Here is an 18,234-nt window from a genome sequence, read left to right as displayed (position 1 = left end):
TATGAATAGAATAAGATTACTGATTTTATATACCGTAGTGACTCTCTTTTTAATAGCAATCACTGCCACTGCAGGCTATTTTTGCCTGCGCCAGAACATTCATGTGGTAAATATGAAAAGCAACTACGCCACAGAGAACCTCTTTGCCTACATCCAAAAGGATACATTAGTAAATGCTTTCCAGAAAGCCGGAGCCTCCAACAGAGACATTAAGGAAAGTTTCTGGAAAAAAGGAATCGACCTATATTGGGGAAACGACTCCACACTTACCCAGATAGCAGGCAATAACGAGTTACTCCGTCTGGCACAGGAGTTTCCCGACCAGTTGGGGATAGACAATGTAGACAAAACCCTCTCACTCTCCATCATTCAGGATGCGGATGCGGAAGGTTACGAAGCAGAATTTGCCTTAGTACCGGTATGCCTGCTCAACCAGTTATACATAAAAGGTTATCTACACCCTTAATTATACATAAAATGAAATATCTATCAGCGGCAGAAAACAGACCGGCATGGATATGCGTTCAAGTCATCCTGAATGAAGACAGCATAAAGCCGGAAGACTTTGATAAAATAAAGAACCGGGTAATCAAAGTCATAACCAACGAATATCTGTATGTCAACCGGGAACCGAAAGCCTTGTGGAAAAGAGTGGAGAACCGTTGCAATAAGATTGACAATGTCAATAACTTCTCCACCTACTTCCAGCAAGCCATCGTATGCGCCAATCACGCGACAGGTATTACCATCATGAGATACAGCAATGACAGGGAACTGGCCCGCAAAGACATGCTGCACATCAAAGTCAATAATGAAGAGATAACGGTCGAGACAAAATTCTTTCCGTGGGAAAGCCTGGAAATAAAAAGTAAAGTGATAATCTATAAAGGCGGAAACAAGACCGTACTCTCACTGAGTGTTCTGGAAGCCGACTTGCCGGCTTTCCAGGAGTTTTATACAGCGAACGAATGTGCCGCTCTGTTCATCAATGCACCGGAAGAAATGGTGGATGAGAGACAAAGAGCCCTATTCTGGATAGCCTATTTTAAAGAGAAGACATTCCAAACCTGCCGCCACTATGCGATTCCCGAAGAGGCAGCTTCCGAAATAGCTCCCTTCCTGTTGCAGTACGACTTCAATTTCCTCGACTGTATCCTTGCCATTACTGAGGAATATCTCAACAGGCCCAACTATTCGAGCATTCTCCCTCCAAAAGAACATGTACGCGCCTGCATGTGGCTACTGTTCTTCATGATTGAGATGAAAAAGGCAGAAATAAGGCAGAATAACTCCGGTAAATCCCAGTCCATTACTCTACCCCCTGAGTTGTTCTATACAATCAACCGGATGCTGCCGGCAGAAGAACTATACAAACTATGGTTCAGAGTCAGCGAAATATGGATTAACCGGCAAGAAGAATACGCAGTAGTCCAAAGGGTACCCATAGCAAGTCCATTCTGCATAACCGATGGAAGCAGAATCATCGAAAACATCTGCCCGCTGAAAGCAGAAAACAACATCGTATGGCAAGGCAGAGAGAAAGGCATGGTTTCGACCTATATCGTTCACAAAAACGAAATCGGTGAGTTTGTTGTTCGTAAGAGTGGTAAAGACGGTACGCCATCAGGAGCCCGGAAAGGACTGCTGGGACGCATATATCCATTCATTGAGAAAATAGGAAATATCATTAACGACTAAAAAAGAACAATGCACCCATGAAACGGATAATAGGATACATTCTTATAACCATAGTAAGCATACTTTCATTCTTCCAACTTCTGCAGACCATGAAAATAGTATTCGGCTCATTCAATGCGTATCTGTGGTTTATAGCTGGTATAGTCTGCTTTTTCATCATCCGTCCCTTCTTCAGGAAAAATGAAGCATGGCTCACCACTTTCTCCCATGAACTGACCCACGCCATTGCAAGCATATTGATGCTCAACAAGATGCACTCCATGAAAGTGTACGAACAAGAGGGAAGCACGCAATATCTGGGAAGAAGCAACATCTTCATTACATTGGCACCCTATTGCTTCCCCATCTTCACTTATTTCATCTTATTGCTGATGCTTCTCAGTTCCGTACGCTCTTTATGCATTTTCCAATTTCTTATCGGGCTGACATTGGGATTCCACATACTTTGCTTCACCCAGCAAACCCACCCTAACCAGACAGACATAAAGCAAAACGGAAAGATGATTTCTTATTCCTTCATCTTCATGTGGTGGTTATTCAATGCTTCCATCATACTATATGCAGTAAAATATGGCATTTACCGGGCAGTCATCTATCAGTTCCAGGGTATGTGGACAAATCTGTTAGCACCATTTTAGCTTCTTAACTCACCGATTCATGTCCGGAGTTCACCGATTTTTCCGCCGCAAATCATCAGGAAGGGCTATCGGAGGACGAATAAACTGCTGGCACAACCTTTTAATTTTAGTTCATCAGGAAAATGCGTAGTTAAATGGGAATTTAGCAGCGTGTTTTTTCATTAATGATACCCTAAAAGTCTATTTTTTAACTTTGAAAGCCTGGTATAGCTGCATTACTTCCTGTAATTCTTTCACCTTCTCTGGATATTCCAGATGAAGATTATTAGTCTCTCCAATATCCCGTTTTAAATTAAACAACTCAGGCACATCACCTTCCTTAAACTTACTATTTCCCGTTTTAGGCAAATAAGCCCAATCTCCTTTACGTATTCCATGCACCTCACCACCTCTTACATAGACATACTCATCACGCAACCGCAAAGAAGGGTTTTTCAAGAATGATGATATATCCACTCCATCAATCTCCTGCCTGAACGATTTGCAACCGACATAATGCATTATTGTTGGGAATAGATCAATACTGGCAATTATCGCATCACTGGTTACTCCTGCCGGGATAGTACCCTTCCAACGCAGAATACAAGGTACACGCACCCCGCCTTCATAATACGAGAATTTACCGCCACGTAACGGATCGGCAGAACCGCTATCTTCTTTATAGCCTAACCACGGTCCATTATCAGATGCAAAAATAACCAACGTATTTTCCGCCAATCCTTGTTGATCCAGATAGTCGAGAAAGCGTCCGACATTCCAATCTATTTCTTCCACAACATCTCCATAAAGCCCACGTTTACTCTTGCCTCTGAACTGCTCGGATGCAAATAAAGGAATATGGGGCATCGAAGGAGTAATGTAAACAAAGAAAGGTTTCTCTTTATTCTGCCCAACAAACTCAATCGCTTTATCAAAATAACGACGGGTAGTAGTAGACTGATCACAGGGGTATTCTATGATTTCATCTCCTTCAAACAAAGGAGATACACTATTGAGTCTCTTTTTTATCGTCGCTCTGTTGGGAGCATTTCTCACAAAGTCCTGATCCGCTTTAGCTTCAGACAGAGTATATCCTTCTCTAAACACAGCATTAGACGCAAATTTTTGAGAAGGGCCGATATACATATCGTTACTATAAGGAATACCGAAGTATTTATCAAACCCCTGATCTGTGGGTAGATGACCTTTCAAGTCACCTAGATGCCATTTACCGAAACAACCTGTTGCATAATCTTGTTCTTTCAATGCTTCTGCCAAGGTTATCTCTTCGGAAGGCATACCTTCGGATTCCGGAAAGAATACTCCTTTCACTCCATTCCGGGTATTCAGCCGTCCCGTTAAAAGGCCCGCACGTGAGGCACTGGAGACAGAAGCAGATACATAGAAGTCTGTCAGTTTTAGTCCTTCCCTTGCCATCCCATCTATTGACGGGGTTTGTATCAACGGCGATCCGTAGCAACCAAGGTCCTGATATCCCTGATCATCGGTAAAGATGATAACAACATTAGGCTTGTGCTGAGCTTGCATAAGCCCAGCACAAGTCAACATAGGGAGAAGAACCAAAGTCCTACTCCGAAATAACATTACCTTCCGTAATTCCACTGTCATTATAGGTATCCACACGATAATAATACTTCACGCCTTTAGTGAGAATATGCAGTAAAAGTTCAGTGGTTTCATTTCCCTTCACCTGAATACATTGATTCAGAAAGTCGGGTTGATAACCAAAGCGAACCAAATAACCGTCGGCACCGGATGCTTTATTCCAAGCAATCGAGGCGTATCTTCCATCTTTCTGGTTTCTTTTCACAGAAAGTTCTTTCACCTGTCCGGGCTTATCCGAATAACCGGAACCGAATACCCGCAAATCCAACAGTGCAAATTTGCCTTCTTTGGGAGTATGTACATTCTCCACCTTCATATAAGAAGCTTCTACAGGTTTGGAGAGTTCCAGATATTCATGAGGAACCGCTGTTTTGTTTCCGGACTTATCAGCAAGCAGCTTCCAGGTATGCCCATCGTTCGAAGTATATAGTTTGTAGGCATGATAGTCTGTCTCTTTGGGAGCCTCCGGATTTATATCCTGTTCGGCAAAGTTGATCTGAACAGAGTTAATCTGCACTTTCTTACCAAAGTTCATTACGAAATGCTCACCTGCATTACCGCTTTCTGCCGACCACCACGTCCTGACATTCTCATCCGCTGCTTTCTCCGGTTCAAAACCCGAAAGCGAAGAAGAAGCCATACAAGCTTTATTGAAAGACTGGAGCATCCAGCCAAAAGCAGAGATATCCTGCGGCTCAAACTTCTTCTGAGGTAATAGCATCGGATAATCACCCAATACGGTATGAGTTCTCATCCGCCCTTTCGCATCAAATGATACCGGGAACAATCCGATTCTTCTCTCAAATTCATCGTGGTTACCAATCCACATGGAAGTTGCCTGCCACCAGTTACCATACTTATCTTTGAATACACAACTATGGCCTGCCCCACCAATAAAACCACCGACCTTCAACGAAACAGGATTGTAAGGCTGTTCAACAAAACCTCCATTCGCACTGTCACTCTCCATAACGATATCGCAATACCAGTTACAAATGGTTCCCGGTGTGGCATATTGCAGGTAATACTTATCATTGTTCTTCACAATCCAGGCACCCTCAGGGCAAGGTATCTTCTCGAACTTACCCATCCAGGCAGAAGCGTCGATTTCATCATACAGTTCTCTGCGCCCGAAGTGATAACCGGAAGTGCACTCTTTAACGTCCGTGATATATTCACGGAGCACCTTCTTCGTACCTTCTATTTCCTCAAAAGTCTCGGGATTCACTTCAAAGAAAGTGGTAGATTGCTCTGCACCCAGCCCATAATAGAAATAAAAGCGCCCGTCATCAATAAACAGACAAGGATCGGCCATACGCCGTACCTCACCGCATTTTTCCCATTTTCCATTTTCCGGGTCAGCAGAGCGAATCACGTCTACTTTCTTTTTGGAACGGTCGCGGGTAAAGTTTATAAAATAGACATAATTATCATCCGCAGCTACAGCAGGTGCCACATAATGGTCAATATCAAGGGCAGATGCATGTATCTCCGGATTAAAATAGACATCCTTCCATGTAATCAAGTCGTCGGATACACGATAACCGCCGATATCCATTGTAGTAAAGAGATAATATTTGTCTTTGAACAATACGATTACCGGATCGGCAGCCGTACGGGCTTTCTTCTCTCTCTTCTGGAAACATCCCCAACCGTAATCCAAATTCATCGGATTACAAAACGTTGTCTGCTGTTCCGTTACCTGTTTGTTCTCCGCACAGGAGAAGAGAAAAAAAGACACCAATAAAAGGGATAATTTATTTTTCATGCCAATACTGAGATTAATAGAGTTTCCGGCTTATTTCTCTGCCGGAAGCTGTTCTGTTATTTTTTTAATTTCCTTCATCAATAAACTGTGCAAGCGTTCTTTCTCTGCTACATAAACCGGATCAGCAACTTTATCGGACATTTCGCCAGGATCAGCCAGAATATCCATCAAAGACGCTTCCTTATCTCCACGCGTAAAGGCTGTATACTTATAACGTCCGTCATTAATCTGATAGCCTGAACTAGACTCTACGATAATATATTCACGGTCAATCTTATCCGTTTGCCCGGTCAGAACCGGTTTCAGTGACTTACCGGACAAGTTCTCCGGTACGGGAATTCCTGTCAGGTCGCATAACGTAGGTACCAGATCAATTCCGCTAGTCAAGCTTTTTGAGTCTACAACTCCTTTCTTCACTCCCGGACCGGAAATAATAAGCGGTGTACGGGTAGCTTCTTCAAGCAAGCGACTTTTAAAAACAAGGCCATGAGACTGTCCCATTTCTCCATGATCTGAAGTAAAGACAACAATCGTATGATCTGCCAGGCCGGAGTTTTCCAACGCAGCCAGGATACGTCCGATCTGTTGTTCCACATCTTCTACAAGCCGGCAATACATCCAGCGATAGAAATCCCACTGCTCTTCTGTCCAGTCACGGGAACCGGAACCGATTGCTTTCATTTCGGCATACGTCCCGTTGGGTTCCACATTGGCAGGTACGGGAGGTATCTGTGCACGATATTCTTCATCACTTAGTGTTTTACGCAAATCTATGTACTTCTGCGTAGCAGCTATCTGATGAGGGCGCAGCTCATCGGGAAATCTCGGATCAAAACCTGCCCCATAACAAATATCATGAGGATTCATGAAAGAGAGATATAGGAAAAAAGGTTCATCCTGAGCCGGATTATAGCCAGCAAGAAAGTTCTCGGCAAAATCGGCAGGACCCTCGTAATAATCCGTACCATTCTGGGTAAAACCATACTCCTCCATGTGAGTCCTTCCACAATAAAAGCCCGGATAACCGGAATAGACAGTCTGATAGCCGGCATTACGGAAAAGATTTCCAACCGAACTTTCACGGGCAACCGGCAAGACTCTTAAAGTATCCGGCTTAGTAGAGTTATTTGTATAACCTATTTCGCCGGCATAACGTCCTGTTGCCATTGCAAAACGTGACGGCATCGATACCGGATTTGCACAATAATTATGTTCAAACCGGACACCGTTCTCAGCCAAACGATCTAATGAAGGAGTACTGACATAGCGATTGCCTGCACAACTCAGCATATCATACCTCTGCTGGTCGGTCATGATGAAAAGGACATTCAATTTCTTTTCTTCAGCTTTCTGCACACAAGAGGAAGCAAACAATGAAATGCCACATCCATACAACACGACACTTGCGAATTTCTTCATAAGCAATTCTTCTTAGAATTCATCCTTATTTCTTCAAGGCCTTGTCCACATTCAGATCGACGCCTGCCCATCCCTTCTTGCAAGTCCAGTCTGCTGCAGGCGAAGCCCAAAACTCATCTGATTCCGGCAAACCGAGGGCTACGAACACAGCAGAGCACAAGTAGAGGCTACCTGTTGAAATATAACTCTCTCCAATATGAGGCTGATAGCCGGCAAAGCCCACCCGCAGCCATCCTTCGGGGTTGAATGTTCCGGGAGCTTGTGTCTGCCGATTGATAATTGCTGTCAGTGCACATCTCACTTGTGCAGGTTTCACTCTTTCCGGAAGCAATTTCCGGTAAGCAACGTCGGACAAGGCATGGAAAGCCCCGAAACGGTAAGCTAATGAACGACCCACTATCGGGAAAGTCCCTTCGGGAGAAATCATTCTTTCCTGTTGCTCTGCATAGCGGGCATAACGTTCGAGTTCAAGTTCGTAAGGTATGGCACCTTCTATCTGGTGTTTCTTCATCACACCCAGCACTTCCGCCATCATCGGGTGGATAACGAAACTGTTGTAATAGTCCAGATGGAAATCGGCCCCGTCACCGTACCAGCCATCTCCTTTATACCACTGTTCAAAGCGGTCACAGGCATATTTCACCCGGTCATACTCCCACTCGCCGGTAAATTCCTTTAAGGCAGCCTCCACCATTGCCGAGAAAAACAGCCAATTGGTTTCGGAAGGTTTTATCACTCTTGATGATTTGAGTTCCTTGATTACCCGTTCCTGAGTGGTCTTATCCAGTTTATCCCACAGTTGTGTACGGGCTCTCAGTAATCCATGAGCTAGGAAAGCGGCATCCACCAAGGGTTGACGTCCGTTATTGAAGTTCAGGTAGTCGGGCGATTCCGGATCAACTCCATTGGTAATCGACTTTAACGCCAGATCGATGTACCGGGCACGCAGTTTACCTTCTATCGTATTGTCGGGCCCCAGTTCCAGCCAAGCCGAAATACCTGTAATCAGTCTGCCTAAAGCTTCCAGATGTGTCACTTCTCTTCTTTTCTGCATATCAGCGGCGATAGATTCAACCGGCATATTTTTACGAAGTTCACCTTTCGCCATATTTGTCAGCAACGGATAGGAGATACGATGGAGTGAACTCAACCAGGCAGAACGATCCGGATTTTCAGAGAAAGCCGTAATCGTCTCAACTACCGGACGCCCTTCCAACAAATTCTTATAGCGAAGCAAAGCCTCTACAAAATAATAATCGGCATACGTCAATGGAGCATCTATCTCATACTGCTTTGCCATGAAACCAGTGCAATGCTTGATGATAAAATGATTGTTATCGCCTACTTTCCTGGCACGATAGGCCGGAGAAGCCAACGACTTTATTTGCTGTTCACCTATTGCAAGGAATTGCTTGCACAGTTCGCCTTCTACATAAGTACTCAGCTCCACATAAGCCGAAGCCATAATGGCACCAGCCGAAGCATCTCTATCAGCTTTCGGAATGTCGGGAGCATCAAAGTCCCAGTAAGGGATTTTATCTTTAGGCAAACGCGGGTGATTCATAATGTACTTACCGATTTTAATAGCATGGTCCAGATACTCTTTCTTACCCGTTTGTCGGTACATCATAGTAAATCCATACAATCCCCATGCCTGACCACGCGACCAAGCAGATTGATCACCCACGCCCTGGTGTGTCACTTGGTTCAGCACCTTTCCTGTAATCGTATCATAACTAACCACGTGGAATGAACTGCCATCCGGACGGAAATGATTGATCATTGTACGGTCGGCATGAGACTTTGCTTTATTATAGTAAGAATTATCTCCCGTCATGGATGAGGTTACCGTAAAAAGTTCCAGATTCATCATGTTATCGATGATTACGGAGAACTGCCATTTCTTGCTGTTCCACGAGCGAGTGCAACCCGTCACCGGATGGAAGCGGGTGGATAAGGATTTGGCCGCAGTCTCTATCACTTCCCTGTAAGCTTCATTACGGGTAAGGCGGTAGCCATTGCCGAAACTGCAATTGATGATAAAGCCAACATCGTGATTGCTGGTCGTATACTTCTGCTTTTCTACACGCGAAGTCATTTCTTCGGCGGCTGCCCTCACCTGCGGATCATTGCTATACTCGTAACAATACCATAACGTACCGGGATAGAAACCACTTGTCCACCAACCGGAATCGCAGGTAATCATCTCTCCATCCTTCGCCGTTCTGGGCAATATGCCTTTCTGGTCTTTCATCTCACCGAACATGGACATTGACTGTCTGACAGAGAAGTCGAGCGCATCCTCAACAACCTTTTTCATACCTTTTGTCACTGCCGATGCCGAAGAGGCGAATCCTGCCAACAGAACCAAACCTATAACTAAAACTTTATTTCCGTTTCTCATCATCATCCTTTTAAAGGTTTATACTTATTATTTTATTTCTTATAATACCTGAATTTCCTATTTGTCTTTACAAAAAGAGAGGGAAACAGGCTTTTACCTTACAACGCATTTTATCCGGAAAAACCAAACAGACTGTCAATGCCTCTTGGGTTTGAATATAAATGCGGAATATTGCATAATATACACCCGTTATACATATTCTATGTACAGGAACTCTATATTCTGCAGATTGCATCTATAGTTCTGACGTATCAGATATATAGTTCCAACGCGTCAGATATATAGTTCCTGCACATTAGGTATATAGTTTCTGTACCAAAGAAGCATACATTCTGCAAAAGCCTTATAGTCAAAGAGCCCGAACAAGCTATTTCCCGTTTTTTAGAGTTGTACGTATTTATATATCCAACTCATAATCTGACAAATATAGATTTTCATTCGCGAATTTGCAAGCCTCCTCTCCCCGGGCTGCGAAGCAGAGACTCCCGGGGCTTTAGAAATGCAAAATGTCAATCTGATAAATCTGTTTATTTATCAAAATACTCAATAAGGTTGTAAACATTGTAATTCACTTCCTTCATGAACTTACTCAGATAGGGGTACATCTCGTAATAGTTGTCATACACCCCTTTATTAGCGGGCTTACTGCTATTATCCGTACCATCATCATCCTGATACTTGAACCAATGCCAGCCGACACAGTTCTTGGCTTCCAACAAACCCAAAGTGAAATGCTGGTATGCGTACGCCCTGTCATTCTGAGTGGGAACAGAGAATCCGGCACCCGACTGGTTGTTCAGGTCAGAATCTTCCACACCTTTTGTATAAAACTCAGTAACCATAAAGGGAGCATCCGCCCAATCTTCACCCCACTGCTTCACATAGGTAGTCAGCTCCGGACTCCAACGACTATAGTAATTGATAGAGATGATATCACAATACTTGCCCGCAGCAGCCACCACATGTTGCAGATATTTCGGTGTTCCATGCAGACGGGTTCCCAGATACATCATTCCCGGATCAATCTCCTTGATGGCTTCCTTAACTCCCTTGTAATAGAGTTCGGCCAACCTGCCGGCAAACTCACTATTCAGGTTATCGGTCACACTTGTTGCATTTTTCTCTTCCATAAACTTCTTAGCTTCCAGATAAGCGATATCCGTCCGGTCTGTCAGTTTCAGAAAACGGTCCAGAATTCTTGAATTCTGTGAAGAGAAATTTATCTCATTGTCCGAAAAGAATCCCAATACATTTGCATCATTCAAATAAGACGCCATAGCCGAACGGATATAAGATTTACAGAAGTCCGCCCAATCACTGTACAACACAAGCCCCAATTCATTATCAGAAGTATTTCCTGGATAGGCATGCCCATTCTGCGATCTAAACTGGCTGAGGAAGCCAAACGAAGGTGCAAGAGTCATAGGTGCATTGGGATTACTTTGATTATGCGCCTGAATTTTACTATATGTATTGGTACAAAAAGCACCGGTGCCATGAAAGCCGATAGAGGCCAGTTCTGCCTGCGTCTTCGATAACCACATATTATCATTGCCAAAACGCTTGTTCCAAGCTTCCTTATTACGCGAAGAAGAACCATACCTGAGGGAAGTCACACTTCTTTCATAGTGAGGATATCCCTCGGGATCGATAATCCACCAACGACCGTTGACTTTCTTCACATAAAAGCGTCCTGTGGCTTGTTGCTTGGCACCTGTGGTAAGGCTACCATATTTATTGGTGATAGCCTTGTAGTCACTCTCTGTTTTTATGCTTGGCTTATACTCGCCCATATAAGCCACGATGCGGGTATTTGCTTCAGTCCAACTGGCAACCGGTGGAAACTGGCTCGAATATTTCACTTTGATCGGACGATACGGTTTACCCAGAAGTGAAGGACTGTAAGCCTGCATTTCTCCGGGAGTCGGCAACCCCTCTATAATTTCATCGTCGTCACCTTCGTCCAGAACAACGTCCGGCGGCATGAAGTTAGGATCTTTCACTTCATAGTCTACACATGAAGTCAACATAAACAGACACGCAAAGGATGCCGTTATATAAAATGATTTTATTTTCATGATATTTGCCTTTAAAGATTTTATTTGGAAACACTTCTCACACAACGAACATAACGCGCACTTCCGGTCTTGGCGTTATTAGTACTGACATATTTACCAAAACGTATATAACAAGCTTTCTTACCGTCGGTAGTCTCCGTACTTGCCCAATAACTGTCACCGTTTTCCGTATCCCCCATTGTATTCAGGAGAATGCCGCCATGATCGGTGAAGACCTTATCGAATGCAGCACGTGCAGCCTGTTCTTCCGCCGGAAGCTGACCGGGAAGCAAACTTGAACTATGATTTCCGTTGTAGGCATCATACAAGGCTATCAGCTCGTCTCTTGCCGGCCAATACCAACCTTCTCCTCTCTCCTTGCAATATTGTATAGCCGGAATATCCGCTGCATGTTCACTCTGCGCTATAGTCTGCGTATTGGCATATCCATTTTCACCGTCCGTTACCCCAAAACCTTCTGCAAAACCGTTCGTCCACTTCAGGCTCTCTCGTTTCAAAGATACGATCTTGGCTTTGGAAGGATCTGCCGGGTCCACCCAGAACACAATACCGCCTTCAGCAAGTTCCGTATCCCCATCTTTCGTCACATACTCGCCTATCTTGAAAGGTTCCACAGCTATAGCTTTCTGCTGGCTTACGGTAATGGTAGCCGTAGCCTGGCCTTCACCGGAACCGGCTACGACGGTCACAGTCGCCGTACGCGAACCATCCGTGGTATTCTCCGACAAAGCGGTGAATGTAATCTTGTTTTCTGCCTTGCTTACAGAAAGCCATGTGGAGCCATCACCTTCAATGGTTACCGTATATGAACTCTTATTCGTAGTTACGGTAGACTCTGCCGTGGCACCGGCTTCACTGGTCAGTCCAACCTGGGTAGGGGTAACGGTCAGTGTCGCAGGTTCTTCGGGGAACTTATAGTTACCTATCACTTTCATGGCACGTACGAAGCGGCTTGTACCTGTCTTGGCACCAAAGTCAAATCCATACTTACCGAAGCGGACGTATCTTGCTTTCTGCCCATCTTCACTTTCCGTACTTGCCCAGTAGCTTTCACCATTACCTGTATCAGCCGCTGCATTTATAACAGCTCCACCCAAATCGGTCAAGTACTGGTCGAACATGGCACGGGCCGCTTTTTCCGTATCGCTGATATTGGCAGGCACTGCATTGGTGAATGCCGGATCTTCATGCCCGATACCATTGTATGCGTCAAACAAATCGAGCAATTCATTGGATGCCGGTAAATACCAACCCTCTCCCAATGCTGTACACAAGGCGGCAGCATCATTAGGGCCTGCATTTACAAACAGGGCTGTATTCGCCGGGCCGTCTACTGCTGACAGAGCACCATGTGGCATGATAGATGCTTCATACGGATTGCCGCCCCAACGTTCCAGTGAGATAGCCTTTCCGGATTCCGGATCAGACGGGTCAACCCAGAATATCATACCGAGTCCGTCTTCTGTCACTTGTCCCACTTTCAATGCCTTCTCTTCCGAAGCATCTTTATCTGATTGAGTCACTGTTACGTCTACAGAGAACTCTCCGGAAACCAGCTTCACGACAGTCGAACGCGGTTCACCTGTTTCATTGGCAGCCGTAGCTTTATAAATGGCACGTTTCGGATTCACATCTACCGAGAGCCAGTCTGCCGTATACTCGGCGGTAACCTCACCCTCCGTCGTATAAATAAGAGCCGTTACAGAAGAACCTTCATTCTTCGATATGTTTATAGTGGTTTGGTCATAATTAAATTCCGGCATGATACGCACTTCCCCACGCTCTTTACATGAAATCAGTATCATACTCAAAATCAATGAAACCAGAGTTAGTTTTTTCATATTATGATTCTGTTTTTAATTTATAATTTAAAGTCAACTCTCCTATTTCCACGGATCGCTCTGCGGGAAGTTTTCTGCTCCCATCAGGTCTATCTGCTTCTGTGGTATAGGCCATATTTCGTGTTTGCCTTTCACGAAGTAATCACGACACAAGGCATAATCGGTATCCAGATACGGGTCTTCCGACTTCAAGTCGCCCGAGTGTTCACGAGCCCGGTCGTAGAGAAGTCCAAGACGTTTCAGCAATGGCCAGCGTACTCCTTCGAAATGCAGCTCACGGGCATATTCATCCAGAATCATATCAAGGGTAAGCGGACCGTTCTCACGAGCATTACCTGCCCTGCTCCACGTCTTGTTATAGTATTCGATGGCTTCGGAACTCGAACCGCCGTCGCGATGGAAGTAAGCCTCACAACACATCAGGTAGGTCTCTGCCAAACGGTAAACGATCAGGTCTTTGAAACTGGAAGTCCTGTCAGGCTGTGTAGTATTGGTCCATTGGTCAAAATGCTTCTTTGACATCGGATGCAGTTTCTCTAGGTATCCGGCAGAACTGCCATACAAATCGGCTGGTATCTCTTTGCCATAATTGGCATTAGTGGGATCATTGTAATAGAACTTGTGGATGAAGAGCTTTTCATAGCGAGTGTCCTTTTCCTTATCATACAGACCGAATAAGTAAGTATTCGGATAAACACGTCCCCAACCGTAACCACCCTGAGCTGCTTCAAAGGTACATCCGGCATTAGACTGATAGCGGGTAGTGGTAATAATGGCAAGACGGTGTCCCATCAATGGAGTACCGCTTCCACCACCTCCCAGGTTCTCTGAGAATTGGTAGGACCACAGCACTTCGGAGTTACGCAGGTCCGCCCCGCTGAAAACATCTTCCGTCTTCGGCATCATGGAGTACATCGTGCCATCCCTGAAGATATCTTCACACTCTTTTATTGCTTTATCATAGTCCTTTTCCCACATGGCTACCTGCGCTCTCACATGTTTGGCAACCGCCTTAGTGATACGGCCATAGTCCTTATTCGGAATGTCCCAGGCAAGAGTGGCTATTGCATCTTCCAGGTCACCTTTAATCTGATTGAATATTTCTTCCGTAGATGCCGGTTTATAGTCACGCACCAGATTATCTACCGTAGTAGGAAGTGTATTCAGATAGAGACGTTCAAAACGTTTCCATAGCTCAAAGTATGCATGCCCGCGGAAGAACTTAGCCTCAGCCCATGCTTTATGGACAACTTCGTCATCAAGCCCCAAGTTCTCGGCGCTTACAATGATTTCATTGGCTTTACCAATAATGGAATAATGGTGTGTCCAGAATGATTCGATATCACTATTGTTAGGCAATAGCGTATTGAGACGGGCAATAGCTGCACTGGTTCCGGCACGGAATACCATGATGTCCGTATTATAGTCGCACATATTTACAACGTACAGGTTACCTCCATCTCCATTGGCTATCTGTCTCTCCATATTGTATAATCCTATCACGGCGCGGCTCAGACCATCGGGAGTACTTATCAGATAGTTGTAAGTGATGTCTGTCTTCGATTCAGGATTAAGAAAGTCTTCACAGGAAGGCAACGTCGCAATTGCTGCAATTGCTAAAGCTGCTATATATAATCTTTTCTTCATTTTTTCGGTCTTTAATAATTAGAATGACAAATTTACTCCAAACACAAACTGTCTTGACTCAGGATATGCACCGGGAGTCAACTCCGGGCTATACGACAGGAAGTCTGTGAACGTAAGAAGATTCGTAGCGGTTGCATATACTCTTAACTTTTGAAGCTGGATTTTCTTAATCCAAGCGGTGGGGAATGTATATCCCAGTTGCAAAGTACGCAAACGGATGTAAGAGGCATCTTGTATGGCCAAGGCACTCTGATACGTCACATTCGAATTATGGGTAGGACGTGGGAAGTCATTTGAAGGATTAAACGGAGTCCAGTAATTCACCTTCACACCGTTCAATTTTCCCTGTAATGAACCACCACTGTTTGCATCCGACAGATAGGCATTCTGAATCTTGCGTCCGGATACTCCATACCAATCCATAAAGAAGTCGAAGCCTTTCCATTTAAGACTTGTGTTCAATGACAGGGTAAAGTCCGGGTCTTTGGAGATGGGTGTACGGTCGTCTGCCGTAATCTTCCCGTCACCATTCAGGTCTTTCACTTTCACAGAACCCGGCGCCACTGCATCCTGACGTACCAGAACTTTGTCGGGTATACCGTCTCCATCCGTATCAATGGTTGGTTTTAAGGTATATGTCAGTTTGCCATAAGCATCACGGGTAATATCAAAATCAGTGTATTGATAAATACCGTCCGGTTCATAATTGTAATATACATTGATAGGTTTACCTACAAACCAGTTATTTCCAGGCTGGCTCAACGGTTTTCCATTCTCATCCACCTGATCGTCAATCTTAACGATCTCATTGGAGTATTGACTAAAGTTAGCTCCTAGGCTCCATGTGAAATCTTTCGTACGAATCACGTCACCGCTAACACTGATATCAATACCGCTCGACTTCGTTTCTCCCAGATTATCAAGCATCTTTTCGTAACCTAAGGCTGAATTCAATCCACGATAAACAAGCAAATCGGTAGTCCGGGTTTTATAATACTCAATGGTACCCGACAGTCTGTTTCGGAACAAACCAAAATCCAAGCCCATGTTGACGGTTCTGGATTGTTCCCACTTCAGGTTAGGATTGGTAAGTTCTGCTCCGGGAAGATAACCCATATAGGAATTATCACCAAACTCATATCTGAGTTTGTCAGTCAGACCAAGAGTTGTATAATTACCGATACCGTTCTGATTACCTACAATACCATAACTCAAGCGTAGTTTCAGATTATCGATCCAGGTTGCATTCTGAAGGAACTTCTCCTGGTTCACACGCCATGCAAGGGCAACAGACGGGAATGTACCCCATTTGTTATTTTTTCCGAAACGACTGGAACCGTCTCTTCTGACTGCAACATTCATAATATATCTATCCATCAGGATATAAGAAGCACGTCCCATGAAAGAAACCAGGTTATTCTCGGTAAAGGAGCGTATGGGAGAACCTGTAAACTGTCCGTTTGCTATGAAGTTCCAATCCATATCCACCGGTAATTGGTCGGTAGCATAGCCCAACTGCTTTGTCTGCTTATGGTCAACAGACTGTACTGCGGTAATCGTCAGTTTATGCTTCTGGTCTTTAATAGGGACATTGTATGTAAAGATGTTCTCAATCAGATAACTTCTGTCTTCCCTGTCAGTCAGTTTAGCCGTAGCTCCACCACCCGGATAATTCACTCCTTTTGCTTCGCCATCTTCCTGTTCTCTGTTATAGAACGATGTATTCAGGCGGTAATTGAACCCTTTGAAAGGCTTCAACTCCAGAAAGACATTCAAACGGTAACTATTGGTGGAAATCTCACGCTTATAGTTTTCCGCTCTATAGAACGGGTTGACATCATTATTAGAATTAATATAGCGTGAATAGCTACCATCTTCATTATAAATCTGTGCAATCGGAGTACGGGTGATAAACTCGCTGAAACTACCGTCTTCACGATCGGATTTGGTAAGAGCATAAGACGAGTTTACACCAAGGCTAATCCACTTATTAATGTTATAATCCACATTCAGGCGAAAAGCCGCCTTCTGATAACCAGAACCTGTAGTTACCATTCCGTCCTGATCGAAGTAATTGACACCGGCAGCCATCCGTATCTTATCATTTCCGCCACGCAATGTTACGTCATGATTGTGATAGAGTGCATTCTTCAACATCTCTTTCTCCCAATCTATAAATTGTCCGCTTGCCCACACTTGCTGCATGACATCATCTCCCAAGGCTTCGGCAATGGATATTTCGCGTGCATCAATCACACCTTTATCATTGGCTTTTGCTTCACGCCGTAACATTACATATTCTTCGGGTGAGTAGAAATCAAAGTTGCGCCATAAAGACTGTATACCTACATATCCGTTGTAACTTACCTCCATCTTACCCTGGCTACCACGTTTCGTTGTCACCAAGATAACACCATCGCTGGCACGGGCACCGTAGATAGCCTGCGAAGCGGCATCTTTCAGAATCTCGATGGACTCGATGTTCTCCGCACTCAGCGTACTGAATTCTTCACTGTCTGAGATAGAACCATCGATAACATACAAAGGAGTATTGGATGCACTGATAGAACGGTTACCACGAACCGTAATATTAGGATTGGAACCCGGCCTTCCCGACGAACTTGTTACATTAACACCGGCCACGCGTCCACGAAGCATATCAGCTACGTTTCCTGCCGGGTAACTTTTCAGTTCATCCGTCTTAACCGAAGCGACAGAAGTAGCGACATCACTTTTCCGCTGATAGCCATAGCCCACGACTACAACTTCTTCCAGTTGTTTGGTATCCTCTACCATGACTACATTAATAACACCTTTATTACCTACCTTATGCTCTTGGTTCAGATAACCGATATACGAAAACACAAGTGTAGAATTCGAAGGTACCTCAAGAGAATATTTACCGTTTATATCGGTAATCACACCAGTTGCAGAATCTTTCACGCGAACATTCACGCCAATCAACGGACCTTGCGTATCAGACACAACACCTGTTACCCGCACGTTCTGCGCATGTACATCGGTCATAATCAATAGAAATACAACCGATAAGATTAGTTTAAAACAACAGTTTTTCATTTAATACATTAGATTTATATATTACTAAATAAAGGAACAAGACAAAATTCGCATAAAA

11 protein-coding genes are annotated in these 18,234 nt (G+C 44.4%); 3 read left to right on the top strand and 8 right to left on the bottom strand.

From position 1 onward, the window contains the following. Window position 1: 1 nt before the first annotated feature. Genes BACINT_RS06715 through BACINT_RS06705 form a run of 3 tightly spaced genes read left to right on the top strand, consistent with a single transcriptional unit; the run spans window position 2 to window position 2,336 of the window. The gene (locus tag BACINT_RS06715; RefSeq protein ID WP_007661642.1) at window positions 2-466 is read left to right on the top strand and encodes a hypothetical protein; all 465 of its coding nucleotides are present in this window, start codon (window positions 2-4) and stop codon (window positions 464-466) included. A gap of 11 nt (window positions 467-477) precedes the next feature. Continuing rightward, window positions 478-1,698: a hypothetical protein gene (locus BACINT_RS06710; protein ID WP_007661640.1), complete on the top strand. Its 1,221-nt coding sequence runs from the start codon at window positions 478-480 to the stop codon at window positions 1,696-1,698. Between the two features lie 17 nt (window positions 1,699-1,715). Then, window positions 1,716-2,336, top strand: a complete 621-nt coding sequence (locus BACINT_RS06705) for a M50 family metallopeptidase (RefSeq protein WP_007661639.1) — start codon at window positions 1,716-1,718, stop codon at window positions 2,334-2,336. Window positions 2,337-2,516: 180 nt separating this feature from the next. On the opposite strand, the gene BACINT_RS06700 is transcribed toward BACINT_RS06705, so the two are convergent. The 8 genes from BACINT_RS06700 to BACINT_RS06665 form a co-directional block, all read right to left on the bottom strand. Beyond that, on the bottom strand, window positions 2,517-3,884 hold the full coding sequence (locus tag BACINT_RS06700) for a sulfatase family protein (RefSeq protein WP_021967119.1): 1,368 nt from the start codon (window positions 3,882-3,884) through the stop codon (window positions 2,517-2,519). Window positions 3,885-3,903: 19 nt separating this feature from the next. Continuing rightward, complete coding sequence (locus tag BACINT_RS06695) at window positions 3,904-5,709, bottom strand: family 43 glycosylhydrolase (RefSeq protein WP_007661636.1); 1,806 nt, start codon at window positions 5,707-5,709, stop codon at window positions 3,904-3,906. Between the two features lie 30 nt (window positions 5,710-5,739). Next, on the bottom strand, window positions 5,740-7,128 hold the full coding sequence (locus tag BACINT_RS06690) for a sulfatase family protein (protein ID WP_007661635.1): 1,389 nt from the start codon (window positions 7,126-7,128) through the stop codon (window positions 5,740-5,742). A gap of 25 nt (window positions 7,129-7,153) precedes the next feature. Then, a complete protein-coding gene (locus BACINT_RS06685; protein ID WP_007661634.1) occupies window positions 7,154-9,538 on the bottom strand; it encodes a DUF2264 domain-containing protein in 2,385 nt (794 codons plus the stop codon). A gap of 521 nt (window positions 9,539-10,059) precedes the next feature. Then, window positions 10,060-11,610 (bottom strand): hypothetical protein, encoded by a 1,551-nt coding sequence (locus BACINT_RS06680; protein ID WP_007661631.1) that lies wholly within the window; start codon window positions 11,608-11,610, stop codon window positions 10,060-10,062. Between the two features lie 20 nt (window positions 11,611-11,630). Beyond that, window positions 11,631-13,451 (bottom strand): BACON domain-containing protein, encoded by a 1,821-nt coding sequence (locus BACINT_RS06675; RefSeq protein ID WP_007661628.1) that lies wholly within the window; start codon window positions 13,449-13,451, stop codon window positions 11,631-11,633. Between the two features lie 42 nt (window positions 13,452-13,493). Continuing rightward, window positions 13,494-15,098: a RagB/SusD family nutrient uptake outer membrane protein gene (locus tag BACINT_RS06670; protein ID WP_007661626.1), complete on the bottom strand. Its 1,605-nt coding sequence runs from the start codon at window positions 15,096-15,098 to the stop codon at window positions 13,494-13,496. An 18-nt stretch (window positions 15,099-15,116) separates the two neighbouring features. Next, window positions 15,117-18,176, bottom strand: coding sequence for a SusC/RagA family TonB-linked outer membrane protein (locus BACINT_RS06665; protein WP_044154810.1), 3,060 nt, complete (start codon window positions 18,174-18,176; stop codon window positions 15,117-15,119). Window positions 18,177-18,234 lie beyond the last annotated feature (58 nt).

The sequence above is a fragment of the Bacteroides intestinalis DSM 17393 genome, assembly GCF_000172175.1.
Classification (GTDB): domain Bacteria; phylum Bacteroidota; class Bacteroidia; order Bacteroidales; family Bacteroidaceae; genus Bacteroides; species Bacteroides intestinalis.
Note: the sequence above shows the minus strand (reverse complement) of the source record. Positions and strands in the feature narration are given on the sequence as shown.